Genomic DNA, 12,193 nt, shown 5'->3' on the forward strand with positions numbered 1-12,193 from the left:
AGGCCGAAGGCCCGCCACGCCAGAGCACCCGTCACCCCGGCCTCCGTGCCGGGGTCCATAATCGTGACGCGCGAGGACCGAACGCCGCTGTCTCCCCCAACACACCCTTCATCCGGGGGCTTGATGGGTCCCGGCTTCCGCCGGGATGACGGACGGATAGGGCGTCCCCACAGCACCAACCCTCACGATTATGGATGCCGGCACGGAGGCCGGCATGACGGGTGGAGGGGGCTGTTCGAAAGAACGGGCGGAAAGGGCCGTGGAGCAGCCGGGCGGGTCCTGGAGCAGCGGACTCCCTACCCCGTATGGGACCACAAGGGGAGAGGATCGAGGTGGGGGTGACGGCGCCGAGGCCGAAGGGCCGCCACGCCAGAGCCCCCGTCACCCCGGCCTCCGTGCCGGGGTCCATAATCGTGACGAGGGGCGAGCCGAACCCTGCTCCCGGCCCCTCCCCTCCGGCCCTCCCCCAAAAAAGGGGGAGGGAGACCGGGCCCGGCGCGCGCCGCAGCCGTCCGGCGGGCTGCATCGCGGCCCGCCGCCTTGCGCGCTCAGGCCTCGGACGGCGTCACCGGCACCACGGTGACCTTGACGTTGAGCGACCGGAGCGCGGCGAGGTGTTCGGCGGGGATGCCGTCATCGGTGATGATCTCGTCGACCGCCGAGACGTCGCAGAAGGTGCTGAAGGCCGGTGCCTGGAATTTCGAGGAGTCGACGAGCAGGATCGTCCGCCGCGCCGACTGGATCATCAGGCGCTTGAGCGAGGCGACTTCGAGCGTCGCGTCGGTCAGCGTGCGGCCGGTGACCGCATAGGCGCCGACGAAGCAGATGTCGACATGGATCGACTTCAGGAACGTCTCGCCGGGCTCGCCCACCATCATCTGCGAACCCTGGCGGATCGTGCCGCCCGACATGATCACCCGCCATGTGGGACAGGCGGCGCAGAGCTGTGCGATGTCGAGGCTGTTCGTCACGACGGTGAGCGGAATGTCGCGCAGCGTCGCGGCGCGCACCGCCTCCGTCACCGTCGAGGAGGAATCGAAGATGACGCTGTCGCGCGGATTGAGCCGTGCCGCGGCAGCAAGGCCGATCGCCACCTTCTGGTCGTGCTGCAGCAGCGCGTTGATCGAGGGCTCGCGCTCGAAGGTGGCGCGCAGCGGCGGTACCAGGAGGACGCCGCCATGGGTGCGCTCGAGATAACCTTCCTCGGTCAGATGATCGAGATCGCGCCGGATCGTCGAGGGCGAGGCGCGTATCTCGTCGGCGAGCTCCTGGATCGTCGCGGCGCCGTTGCGGCGCACGCGCTCGAGGATCATCACGCGGCGTTGCGCCGGCAGGATTTCCACCCGCTTGGTGGGGGCGTCCATCCGCAACTCCTTCCCCACGCCGCGTCTGCCGCGGCGGCCGTCGACCGATGCGGCGGCGGGAGGCCCCTCCTCCCGCGCGCCGCCCTCGACACCTACCAGATCGTATAGCCGCAATCGACGACCACGACGGCGCCGGTCATCGCGCTCGACGCCTCGGTCGAGAGGAAGAGAATCGCCGAGGCGATCTCGTCGGCGCGCGCGACGCGGTTCATCGGCGTCATCGCCATCCAGGTCGGGAAGAGCGCCGGGTCCGTGAAGCCGCCGCGCGACATCACCGTGTCGACATAGGTCGGCGCGACCGTGTTGACCCGCACGCCGCGCTCCGCCCATTCCCCGGCGAGCGATTTGGTGAGGTGGTGCACGCCGGCCTTGGCGGCGTTGTAATGCGCCTGCCGCTGCGGCTTGTTGGAGATGATGCCCGACATCGATCCGACGGTGACGATCGCACCGCGCCCGCGCGACAGCATCGCCCGGCCGAATTCGCGGCAGGACCAGAACACGCCGTTGAGGTCGATATCGACGACCTTCAGCCAGACCTCGTCGGTCATCTCCTCGCCGCCCGTGTCGGGCCAGGCGATGCCGGCATTGGCGATCAGAATGTCGATGCCGCCATGCTTGGCGTTCGCCTCGGCGGCGACGCGGGCGACCTCGTCGGACCGCGTCACGTCGAGCACGACGGTCTCGACCGAATAGCCCTTCGCCGCGAGTTCCGCGCGGCCGCTTTCCAGCAGCTCGGCGCTGATGTCCGAGATGATGACGGCGGCGCCCGCCTCGAGCAGCGCCTCGGCGGTGGCGAGGCCGATGCCGCGGCCGCCGCCGGTAATGAAGGCGGTCTGGCCCTTCAGATCGTATTTGGCGAGATACATGGTTCCTGCCCCGTTTGCGGGTTGGCGTTGCGAAGAGGACGGCGTCACTTGACGGCGCCGAAGGTGAGACCGCGGACGAGCTGCTTCTGGGTCAGCCAGCCGAAGGCGACGATCGGCCCGATGGCGAGCAGCGAGGCGGCCGACATCTTGGCCCAGAACAGGCCCTCGGGGCTCGAGAAGGAGGCGATGAAGGCCGGCAGCGGCGTCGCCCGCCAGGCGGTCAGGTTGATGCTCCAGAACGCCTCGTTCCAGGCGAGGATGATGGCGAGCAGCGCCGTCGAGGCGATGCCCGGCGCGGCGAGCGGGATGATCAGATGGACGAACTGGTCGAAGGAGCGCGCACCGTCGATCCGCGCCGCCTCGAGGATCTCCTTCGGGATCTCGCGCAGGAAGGTGAACAGCATCCAGACGATGATCGGCAGGTTGATCAGCGTGTTGAGGACGAGGAGGCCGGTGATGGTGTCGAGCAGCCCGGTCCAGCGGAAGAGCAGATAGAGCGGCACGAGCACCCCGACCGCCGGCATCATCTTGGTCGACAGCATCCAGACGAGCAGATCCTTCGCCCGCCGGCCGGGATGGAAGGCGAGCGCATAGGCCGCCGGCAGGCCGATCAGGATGCCGAGCGCCGTCGAGCCGACCGAGACGGCCACGCTGTTGAAGAAGAAGTGCAGGTAATCGGCGCGCGCGAGCACCGCCTCGAAGTTTTCGAGCGTCGGCGTGAACAGGAGCACCGGCGGCGAGGCGATCGCCTGCGTCTCCGTCTTGAAGGCGGCGAGACCCATCCACAGGATCGGGAAGAACATCACGAAGGTCGCCGACCAGCCGGCGAGGCCGATCGCCAGCCGGCGCTTGGCGGAAGGACGCGGCATGGTCAGCGCTCCAGATTGTGCGCGATGGTGCGCACGAGGAAGAAGGCGACGATGTTGGCGAGGATGATCGCGAAGACGCCGCCGGCCGAGGCTCCGCCGACATCCCAGTCGAGCAGCGCGATCTTGTAGATGAGGAAGGGCAGCGTCATCGACTGGTCGCCCGGCCCGCCCGAGGTGGTGACGAGGATTTCGGCGAAGATCGACAGCAGGAAGATCGTCTCGATCATCGCGACGATGGTCATCGGCCGGTAGAGATGCGGCAGGATGACGTAACGCAGCCGCTGGCCGTCGCGCGCGCCATCGATGAGGGCCGCCTCCATCTGCTCCTGGTCGAGCGACTGCAGCGCGGTCAGAAGGATCAGCGTCGCGAAGGGGATCCATTGCCAGGCGACGATGATGCCGATCGAGAACAAGGGCCAGCTCGTGAACCAGTCGACGGGCGGCAGGCCGAAGAGCTTGGCGATCCAGGCGAACAGGCCGTTCACCGGATGCATGAGCAGGTTCTTCCAGACCAGCGCCGATACGGTCGGCATGACGAAGAAGGGCGCGATGGCGAGGAGCCGGGCGAGATTGCGGCCGGGAAAGCGCTGGTCGAGCAGCAGCGCCATCACCGTGCCGATTGCGATCGAGGCGACGAGCACGCCGCCGACGAGGAGGATGGTGTTGCCGACCGCGGTCCACAGCGCCGGGTCGGACATCAGGTAGCGGTAGTTCCGCAGGCCCGCGAAGCCGCTGACGCGCGGATTGAGCAGATTGTAGCGCTGCGCCGAGAACCACAGCGTCATGGCGAGCGGCACGATCATCCAGATGAGGAGCAGGACGACCGCGGGGGCGAGCAGCGGCTTCGTATTGACGCCCGGTCGCCGGCCCGGGTGAGCGGACCTCCCGCGCGCCGGCGCGGCGGCGGTCCGAGGCGATGCCATGGTCATGCGCGATTCCGATCGTTTCCGGTCGGCGGGCGGCGACGGAAGCCGCCGCCCGCCCGCCCGTCAGTTGAGGTAGCCGGCCTGCTGCATGGCCCGCTTCGTCGAGGCCTGCGCGGCGGCGAGCGCCTCGTCGACCGTCTTCGAGCCGGCGATCACAGCGGCGAACTCCTGGCCGACCGTCGTTCCGATGCTCTGGAACTCGGGGATGCCGACATAGGAGATGCCGACATAGGGCACCTTCTCCTGCGTCGCGTCGGTCGGATTGGCGGTCTCGATCGTCTGCAGCGTCAGCTTGGCGAAGGGCGCGGCCGACAGATACTCGGCATTCTCATAGGTCGAGGTGCGGGTTCCCGGCGGCACCGTCGCCCAGCCGGAGCGTTCGGCCACCAGCTTGATGTAGTCCTTCGAGGTCGCCCAGTAGATGAACTTCTGCGCCGCTTCCTGCGACTTCGAGCTCACCGGAACGGCGAGTGCCCAGGACCAGAGATAATGGTTGCCCTTGTTGAACTTGCCGTAGGGCGGCAGCGCATAGCCGACCTTGCCGACAACCTTGCTCTGCTTCGGGTCGGAGAGGAAGCCGGCCGAGACCGTGGCGTCGATCCACATCGCGCACTTGCCGTCCGCGAACAGCGCGAGGTTCTCATTGTAGCCGTTCGAGGCGGCGCCGGGAGGTCCGTATTTCTTCAGGAGGTCGACATAGGTGGTGAGCGCCTCCTTCCATTCCGGCGTCTCGAGCTGCGGCTCCCAGTTCATATCGAACCAGCGCGCGCCGAACGAATTGGCGACCGGCGTGATCTGGCCCATGTTCTCGCCCCAGCCCGGCTTGCCGCGCAGGCACATGCCGTAGACGCCCTTGTCGGGGTCGTGCACCTTCGCCGCCAACTGGTCGATATCCGCCCAGGTCGGCTGCTCCGGCATCGTCACGCCCGCCGCCTCGAAGAGGTCCGAGCGATAGAAGGTCATCTGGCTCTCGGCGTAGAAGGGCAGCGCATAGAGCTTGCCGTCGTGCGAGAGGCCGTCGCGCACCGACTTGAAGACGTCATTGAGATCGTAGTCGGCCGGCACGGTGTCGAACGGCACCAGCCAGCCCCGCTCGCCCCACATCGGCGCCTCGAACAGGCCGATGGTCAGGATGTCGAACTGGCCGCCGCCGGTCGCGATGTCGGTGGTGAGACGCTGGCGCAGCGTGTTCTCCTCGAGGATCGTCCAGTTGAGCTTGATGTCGGGGTTCGCCTCCTCGAACTTCTTCGACAGTTCCTGCATCACCACCATGTCGCTGTTGTTGACGGTGGCGATCGTCACCGTCGTCTGGGCGACGGCGGCGCTCGACATCAGCGCCGCGGCAAGACCCGCGGCGAATACGGCCCCAAGCGTTCTCTTCATTGTTTCCTCCGTTTGGTCGTGACGTGCCGGATCGGCCGGTGAACCGGCGTCCGGGCCTTCCCGGTCCTCCGCAGGGGCGCTCAGCGCGTCGGCGGCGAACCTTGTCCGAAGACCAGCAGGCACCCTCCGGTGAAGCTGTCCCCGAGCCCCAGCGTCGTCGCGGGGGTTTCCAGATAGGGCGAGGCGCAGGAGACGAGGGTCCACCGCCCGCGGCGGACCGGCTCGTCGAAGGGAGAAGCGGCGAAGCGGGCGCCTTCCGGCAGGCGCTCCGGCCGCACCGGCGTGCCCGCCGCCGCCCGCGAGGCGGCGATCAGGCAGCCGGCCATCAGCGCGTCGCGGTCGCGCGCCGCGTCGCGGCGGGTGGCGATCGCGGCGAAATGGTCCGCATGCACCACCAGCCGGTCGAGGCCGAGCTCATCGGCCATGGCCGGCATGCCAACCGACAGGTCCTCGGCGCCGCCGAGGCCGCGATATTCGGAATGGCTCATGCCGAGCGCGTCATAGCGGCCGCGCAGGCCGGTCAACGTCGCACGGCAGGCCTCGATGGTGTCGAAGCCGCCGAGTTCGTAATAGACCGTATCGAGGCCACCCGCCTTCCAGGCACCGGCGAGCGCGCCGACGCGGGCGATCTCGCCGTCGAGCCGGTCGCGGGCGACCGCATTGAAGGCGGAGATGAGCCCCGCCCCCGCCTCGCCGGCACGCGCGACGGTGAGGGCGTCGAACGCATCGTCGTGCTCGAGATCCGGATCGTTGAAGCGGACGATGATGCGCGACGAACGCGCCGGCACGACGTCGCCGATGGCGCGGCCGGCGGTGTATTCGAAGATGAAGATATGCGGCCGGCTGCGGCCGGCCCGCCGTGCCTCGCCGGCGGGAACGAGCCGGCCCTCCTCCGCGACGAGGATCTCGGCCGGGACGTGGGAGAGCATCGTCTCGCTGCGGTCCTCGAGTGCCACGACCGCCGGCGCACCGGCGGCCGTGAGCACCCAGGCGGCATGGGGACCGGTGCCGCCGAGGGAGGAGCGGATCGGCAGCCGTTCGGAGAGCCATGCCGGACCCTCCGGCCAGTCGACCCGCACCTCGCCGCCGATACCGCGGCGCGCCCGGTCGACCAGCATGGAGAGGAAGTGCCGCGCTTCGGCCGGCGCATCGCCGTCGAGCAGAGGCGCGATCGCGGGAAGGTGGATACGCGCGTCGATGCAGGAGCCCATGCCGCAGAAGGTGAGCCGCGCGCGGGCCACGAGCGCCGGCAGCCGCTCGAGCAGCTCCCGATACGCCTCGCTCCACGCGATCGCGGCGATTGCGGACATGTTTTCCTCCCTCGCGCCCCGTTCTCGAGGTCGCCAATTTGTTCCAAAAGATATCATCCTAGCCGGGGGAGTCAACGGCGCATTTTGGTGGATTTTGGAATTTATAGGACAGCGAAAGGCGCTCGAAGAAAAACGCCCGGGCTCGGCAAGGGATGGGGCACGCGCCCGACCCGATGGCGGGCGCTCCCGGGTCTCTCCGCGCGCAGCCGGCTCACGACCGGGCCGCCGGTCTGCCGACGCTCAGGGGTGGCAGACGAGGACCTGGACGCCGGCCCGTTCCAGTGCCGCGGCGAGATCCGGCGGCGGCGGCGCGTCGGTGACGAGATGCTCGATATCGTCGAGCGGCGCGATGTTCGCGAAGGCGGCGACGTCGAACTTGCTCTTGTCGGCGAGCACGATGGTGCGCCGGGCGATGCGGATCATGTTCGCCGTGTGGCTCGCCTCGTCGAGCTTGCTCATCGAGATGCCGGAGGCGGAGACGCCGGTGCAGCCGATCACGGCCGTGTCGACATGGATGCCGGCGACCGGGGCGAAGCCGATCGTGCCGATCGTCACCTGAAAATTCGCCCAGTAGGTGCCGCCGAGGATGTGCACGGCCTCGACGGCACTCTCGGGCAGTGCCGGCGGAACGCGCAGATTGTTGGTGACGATGGTCAGCTTGCGCCGGGCGCCGAGCGCGGACGCGAAGAAATAGATCGTCGAGCCGCCGTTCAGCAGCAGCGTCTCGCCGTCGCGCACCAGTTGGGTCGCGGCCCGGCCGATCCGCCGCTTCGCCTCGACATGCTCGTCCATGCGGGACCCGAGCGTCGTATCGACCCGCACCATCCGGTCGCCGTTCACCGCGCCGCCATGGGTGCGGACGAGCAGGCCGCGTTTTTCGAGCAGATCGAGATCGCGGCGGATCGTGTCGCGCGACACGTCGAACAGGGCGACGAGCTCGTTGACGGTGACCTGGCCGCGCTCGCGCACCAGCTGGACGAGCCGGTTCTGGCGGGCCGCCGGAAGGGCGCTCCCCGATTCGCCGTCTGTGATCGCCGCCTGTTCTTCCCGCTCCATCGCCTCCGTCTAGAGCACGAGACCGGCTGCGCCGACAAGGCCCGCATTGCGGCCGAGCGCGGCGGCAACCACCGGCACATCGCGATAGGCGACCATCGCCCGCTCCGCGATGGTCGCCTCGATCGTCGCACGCATCAGGTCGAGTGCCTCGCCGACGCCGCCGCCGAGGATCAGCCGCTCCGGCGCATAGAGATGGAGAAGGTTGACGAGGCCGATGCCGAGCCAGACGGCCTCGGCCTGCAGGAGACCGGCGGCGACCGGGTCGCCCGCGCGCGCCGCCTCCGCGACATGCCGGGCGGTCGGCGCGCCGCCCGCGGCCCGCGCGGCGATTGCCGGGGCTTCTCCCGCCTCCACGCGGCGTGCCGCCTCGCGGCCGAGCGCCGTGCCCGAGGCGAGCGCCTCCCAGCAGCCGAGCGCGCCGCAGGCGCAGCGCTCGCGGCCGGCGGCGATCGTCATGTGGCCGACCTCCGCGGCGAGGCCGCGGTGGCCGCGCAGCAGCCGCCCGTCGGCAATCACGCCGCCGCCGATGCCGGTCGAGACGGTGACGAAGACGACCGAGCGGGTGCCCCGCCCGGCACCGAAGCGCCATTCGCCGAGGGCCGCGGCGTTGGCGTCGTTCTCGATCCGCACCGGCAGGCCGAGCCGCGCCTCGAGCCGCGCGGCGAGCGGCACGTCGCGCCAGCCGGCGAGCGTCGGCGGGGCGATCGCGATGCCCGCCTCGCCGTCGAGCGGCCCCGGCGCCCCGACGCCGAGGCCGACGGGCGCGATCTGCGGCCGCTCGGTCGCGACCCGGCCGACCAGCGCGACGATCTGGTCGATCACCGCGTCCGGCCCGGCGGCGGCCGCCGTCGCGGTGGCCGCGAAGGCGCTGACCGCGCCGGTCTCCTCGACGATCGCGGCGCGCAGCTCGGTGCCGCCGAGATCGACGGCGAGCGCGGCGCGTGTCACGGCAGCGCCTCCGGCATCGGCAGGCCGTGCAGCCAGGCGATGCGGCCGGCGAGATCGGGATCGGCGAAGGCGAGCGAGCCGAGTACGACGGTCTCGGCGCCGGCGGCGCGCAGCAGCGGCACGGTCTGCGCCCGGATGCCGCCATCGGCGGCGAGCCGGATCGCGCCCTCCCGTCCCGCGGCGGCGATCAGCCGGCGTGCCTCGACGAGCCGCGGACAGGCGGTGTCGGAGAGCCCCTGCCCCTTCACGCCGATCGCCGTGCCGAGGAGCGTGACGAAGGAGACCCGGTCGAGAAAGGGCACGATCGCCTCGACCGGCGTTTCGAGCCGCAGCACGATGCCGGCTGCCCGGCCCGCCTCCGCCACCGCATCGAGCGCCGCGTCGACCGCGGCGCCATTCTCGGCATGGATCGTGACCAGGTCGGCGCCGGCCTCGACGAACTGCCGCGCCTGCGCCGCGACGATGTCGCCCTCGACCATCAGATGGACGTGCAGCGGCTTCGCCGTCAGTGCCCGGATGCGCGCGAGCTGATCGGGGAAGAACAGGAAGGACGGTGCGAAGCGGCCGTCCGCGACATCGACGTGATAGAGGTCGACGAAAGGCTCGGTGCGAAGGATGTCGCGTTCGAGATTGGCGAGATCGGCGGACCAGAGCGAGAACTCGCCGAGCAGGCGATCGCGCGGCAGGGTGTCCAGCCAGTCGGCGGCGGGGTGGTTGGCGCTCATGGCCGAGGCTCTTCGGTTACGGGGCGAAGGGGAAGCGTAGCGGCGAGGAAATCAGCGACCGCGGCGCGGAATTCGTCGCGATGGCGGGCGCGGTCGGTCGCCTTGGGCGCGATCTCGACGAGGCGCGCCCGTGGCAGCGTCGCGGCGAGAGCGCGCGCGAAGGCGACCGGGTGGGCATGGTCGACGCCATGACCGATGACGAGCGTCGGCACGTCGAGCGCTCTGGCCTCGGCCTCGGTGACGCCCGGACCGTCGGCGGCGATGTCGGCGAGCAGCTCCGCCGTCAGCGGCGGGTCCGGCCGGCCGAAGAAGCCGAGCAGCGAGGCGAGATTGTCGGGCGCGTCGCGGGAGAGCATGGCGGCGCAATCCGACGCGGCGAAGCGCGCTCGGGCGGCGTCCGGCGGCAAGGCACGGAGCGCCGCGGCGACCTCGGCATAGGGCCGCATATTGTCGGGTGCCGGCGCGAACAGCCAGGCCGGCCGGGCGAGCACGAGCGCCGCGACCCGGTCGGGATGGCGCGCGCCGATCGAAAGGGCGATCGCCGCGCCCATCGAAATGCCGCCGAGCGCGAACCGATCGAGGCCGAGCGCATCCGCCGCGGCGAGCACATCGTCCGCGAACAGGCCGATCGTGAAGGGCCGCACGTCTCCGGCCGTCGAGCCGCCATGGCCGCGACATTCGATGGTGATGCGGCGGAGCCCCGCCATTTCGGCGACATTGTCGGCGACCTGGGCGGCATCGCCGCCGAGCCCGTGCTGGAAGAGGACGGGGAAGCCCTCGCCCGCCTCGACGATCCGCAGCCGCGCGCCGTCGCGCCGGAGAAAGCCGGTCATTGCCTCACGAGACCGCGGAGGAAGGACGCGACGCCCGGCGCCTCCTCGGCCGAGAGGCCGTGCGTGACGAGCGGCCCGTCGAAGCCGGCGGCGCCAAGTCGGGCGATGAGATCGGGGAAGTCGACCACCCCCGTTCCGGCCGTCACGAAGGCGCCGTCGGCAGCGCGGTCCTTGGCATGGGCGAGCGCGATATGGGGGCCGAGCGCATCGACCGCCGCGGCGACGATCGCCCGTGCCTCGGCCGGCGTCGCCCGTTCGAAGAGATTGGCCGGGTCGAGCACGATGCGGATCGCCGGCGAGCCGATCGCACCGATGAGCCGGAGCGCATCGGCGGCCGAGGTGACGACGTTCGCCTGTTCCGGCTCGATGCCGAGCGCCACGCCGTGCCGCTCGGCGAGCGCAGACGCCTTCTCCATCTCGGCGAGCAGGTCGGACCAGGCCTCGGGCGTCGCATTGTCGGGATGGTGCCGCCACATGTCGGCGGCGTCGCGCGTGCCGGTGCACAGCGTGACGAGCGGCACGCCGAGATCGGCGGCCGCGGCGAGCATGCCGCCGAGCCGGGCGAGCCCGCTCGTCCGCACCACCGGGTCGGGATGGATCATGTTGTAGGTCGCCGACAGCGCGGCGATCGCGACGCCCGTCCGGCGCGAGGCGAGCCGGATCGCGGCCAGCGCCTCGTCCGGGATCGCCTCCGGCAGCGAGGCGAGCCCGGCGCAGCTCATGTTGAACTGCACGCAGTCATAGCCGGCTGCCTTCGCGGCCGAGAGGACCGTCTCCGGGTCCGAGCCCGGGAAGGTCTTGGCGAAGATGCCGACCCGCATCACACCGCCCCTTCGAAGTCGGCGACGCCGACCGCCTCGCCGGTCTTCACCGAACGGGCGATCGCCGCCATCGCGCGGACCGAGGCGAGCCCGTCCTCGATGTCGGCGCCGCGCATCGGCGCTCCGGCGAGGATCGTGTCGGCGAAGCCCTCCAGCTGGCGACGGAAGAAATGTCCGTCCGCCCCGAGCGGGCGCCGATAGGCCGCCTCGCGCTCGGAGAATATCTCGACATCGCTCGATCGGTAGTACCACGGGTTGTAGGTCCGGGCGACGACGCTGCCGTGCTCACCATAGAGCTGGAAGCCTTCGAACCAGTCCATCCGCACCGCGACCGTCAGGTCGAGATGGCCGAGCACGCCGTTCCGGAAGCCCGTTTCGACGAACCAGCAATAGGCGCCGAAGCGCTCGGAGAGCCGCGCCCGCACCCAGTCGATCTCGCCGCAGAGGAAGCGGGCGGTGTCGACGAGATGGCTGCCATGGGCGAGCATGTAATAGCGCGCCCGGTCGGCCTTCGGATCGCCCTCGGGCTTCTTCGCGCTCTTCGAGACGACCGGCAGCGGCTGCACGGCATCGGTCATCGTGTAGCGATGCGTGCTGTCGCAATACCAGGCCTTCAAGGCCAGCAATTCGCCGATCTCGTCGTCGATGAAGGCGCGCGTCGCCTCGAGCCCGGGATCGAAGCGCTTCATGTGGCCGACCTGCAGGACGAGCCCGGTCCGCCGCACCGCTTCGCGCAGCCGCAGCACCTCGGCGACGTCGACACCGAGCGGCTTTTCGCACAGCACGTGCTTGCCCGCCTCGATCGCCTTCAGCGCCATCGGCACGTGGAAGGCGTCGGAAACCGCGATGATCACCGCCTCGACATCGGGGTCGGCGAGCATCGTGTCGTAATCGGAATAGCGTCGCGCCGGCTCATAGGTCGCCGCCATCCGGGCGAGCAGGTCCGGCGCCGCGTCGCATAGGGCGAACAGTTCGGCGTTGCGCGCCTTCACGCAGGCCTCGAGATGCGCGAACTGCGCGATCGGACCCGCCCCCAGCACGCCGACGCGCAGCCGCCGTGCATCCTTCTTCACCATTCTTCGACCTCTCGTC

12 protein-coding genes are annotated in these 12,193 nt (G+C 70.2%); all 12 read right to left on the reverse strand.

The annotated features are described in order from the left end of the window. Positions 1-548: 548 nt before the first annotated feature. Positions 549-1,364, reverse strand: coding sequence for a DeoR/GlpR family DNA-binding transcription regulator (locus GGQ63_RS03085; protein ID WP_183852354.1), 816 nt, complete (start codon positions 1,362-1,364; stop codon positions 549-551). 92 nt (positions 1,365-1,456) lie between these two features. Continuing rightward, positions 1,457-2,230, reverse strand: a complete 774-nt coding sequence (locus GGQ63_RS03090; RefSeq protein WP_183852356.1) for an SDR family NAD(P)-dependent oxidoreductase — start codon at positions 2,228-2,230, stop codon at positions 1,457-1,459. 44 nt (positions 2,231-2,274) lie between these two features. Further along, on the reverse strand, positions 2,275-3,099 hold the full coding sequence (locus GGQ63_RS03095; RefSeq protein WP_183852358.1) for a carbohydrate ABC transporter permease: 825 nt from the start codon (positions 3,097-3,099) through the stop codon (positions 2,275-2,277). 2 nt (positions 3,100-3,101) lie between these two features. Next, the gene (locus GGQ63_RS03100; RefSeq protein ID WP_183852643.1) at positions 3,102-4,022 is read right to left on the reverse strand and encodes a carbohydrate ABC transporter permease; all 921 of its coding nucleotides are present in this window, start codon (positions 4,020-4,022) and stop codon (positions 3,102-3,104) included. A 66-nt stretch (positions 4,023-4,088) separates the two neighbouring features. Next, positions 4,089-5,408 (reverse strand): ABC transporter substrate-binding protein, encoded by a 1,320-nt coding sequence (locus GGQ63_RS03105; RefSeq protein ID WP_183852360.1) that lies wholly within the window; start codon positions 5,406-5,408, stop codon positions 4,089-4,091. Between the two features lie 80 nt (positions 5,409-5,488). Beyond that, positions 5,489-6,718 (reverse strand): carbohydrate kinase family protein, encoded by a 1,230-nt coding sequence (locus GGQ63_RS03110; RefSeq protein WP_183852363.1) that lies wholly within the window; start codon positions 6,716-6,718, stop codon positions 5,489-5,491. A gap of 240 nt (positions 6,719-6,958) precedes the next feature. Next, the gene (locus GGQ63_RS03115; RefSeq protein WP_183852365.1) at positions 6,959-7,774 is read right to left on the reverse strand and encodes a DeoR/GlpR family DNA-binding transcription regulator; all 816 of its coding nucleotides are present in this window, start codon (positions 7,772-7,774) and stop codon (positions 6,959-6,961) included. A gap of 9 nt (positions 7,775-7,783) precedes the next feature. Further along, positions 7,784-8,722, reverse strand: coding sequence for an ROK family protein (locus tag GGQ63_RS03120; RefSeq protein ID WP_183852367.1), 939 nt, complete (start codon positions 8,720-8,722; stop codon positions 7,784-7,786). After that, a complete protein-coding gene (locus GGQ63_RS03125) occupies positions 8,719-9,447 on the reverse strand; it encodes a ribulose-phosphate 3-epimerase (RefSeq protein WP_183852369.1) in 729 nt (242 codons plus the stop codon). Before GGQ63_RS03125 ends, GGQ63_RS03120 begins: the two co-directional genes overlap by 4 nt. Continuing rightward, positions 9,444-10,280, reverse strand: a complete 837-nt coding sequence (locus GGQ63_RS03130) for an alpha/beta fold hydrolase (protein WP_183852371.1) — start codon at positions 10,278-10,280, stop codon at positions 9,444-9,446. The genes GGQ63_RS03125 and GGQ63_RS03130 overlap by 4 nt, the downstream gene beginning before the upstream one ends. Further along, positions 10,277-11,101, reverse strand: coding sequence for a sugar phosphate isomerase/epimerase family protein (locus GGQ63_RS03135; RefSeq protein ID WP_183852373.1), 825 nt, complete (start codon positions 11,099-11,101; stop codon positions 10,277-10,279). The genes GGQ63_RS03130 and GGQ63_RS03135 overlap by 4 nt, the downstream gene beginning before the upstream one ends. Next, positions 11,101-12,177 (reverse strand): Gfo/Idh/MocA family protein, encoded by a 1,077-nt coding sequence (locus GGQ63_RS03140; RefSeq protein ID WP_183852375.1) that lies wholly within the window; start codon positions 12,175-12,177, stop codon positions 11,101-11,103. Before GGQ63_RS03140 ends, GGQ63_RS03135 begins: the two co-directional genes overlap by 1 nt. Positions 12,178-12,193 lie beyond the last annotated feature (16 nt).

This window comes from Prosthecomicrobium pneumaticum (assembly GCF_014199915.1).
GTDB classification, from domain to species: Bacteria; Pseudomonadota; Alphaproteobacteria; order Rhizobiales; family Kaistiaceae; genus Prosthecomicrobium; species Prosthecomicrobium pneumaticum.

Excerpts from the sequence above, each read along its gene's own strand:
- GGQ63_RS03105 (WP_183852360.1), bottom strand. The coding sequence starts at position 5,408 with ATGAAGAGAACGCTTGGGGCCGTATTCGCCGCGGGTCTTGCCGCGGCG.
- GGQ63_RS03085 (WP_183852354.1), bottom strand. The coding sequence starts at position 1,364 with ATGGACGCCCCCACCAAGCGGGTGGAAATCCTGCCGGCGCAACGCCGC.
- GGQ63_RS03095 (WP_183852358.1), bottom strand. The coding sequence starts at position 3,099 with ATGCCGCGTCCTTCCGCCAAGCGCCGGCTGGCGATCGGCCTCGCCGGC.
- GGQ63_RS03130 (WP_183852371.1), bottom strand. The coding sequence starts at position 10,280 with ATGACCGGCTTTCTCCGGCGCGACGGCGCGCGGCTGCGGATCGTCGAG.
- GGQ63_RS03135 (WP_183852373.1), bottom strand. The coding sequence starts at position 11,101 with ATGCGGGTCGGCATCTTCGCCAAGACCTTCCCGGGCTCGGACCCGGAG.
- GGQ63_RS03125 (WP_183852369.1), bottom strand. The coding sequence starts at position 9,447 with ATGAGCGCCAACCACCCCGCCGCCGACTGGCTGGACACCCTGCCGCGC.
- GGQ63_RS03115 (WP_183852365.1), bottom strand. The coding sequence starts at position 7,774 with ATGGAGCGGGAAGAACAGGCGGCGATCACAGACGGCGAATCGGGGAGC.
- GGQ63_RS03140 (WP_183852375.1), bottom strand. The coding sequence starts at position 12,177 with ATGGTGAAGAAGGATGCACGGCGGCTGCGCGTCGGCGTGCTGGGGGCG.
- GGQ63_RS03090 (WP_183852356.1), bottom strand. The coding sequence starts at position 2,230 with ATGTATCTCGCCAAATACGATCTGAAGGGCCAGACCGCCTTCATTACC.
- GGQ63_RS03100 (WP_183852643.1), bottom strand. The coding sequence starts at position 4,022 with ATGGCATCGCCTCGGACCGCCGCCGCGCCGGCGCGCGGGAGGTCCGCT.
- GGQ63_RS03110 (WP_183852363.1), bottom strand. The coding sequence starts at position 6,718 with ATGTCCGCAATCGCCGCGATCGCGTGGAGCGAGGCGTATCGGGAGCTG.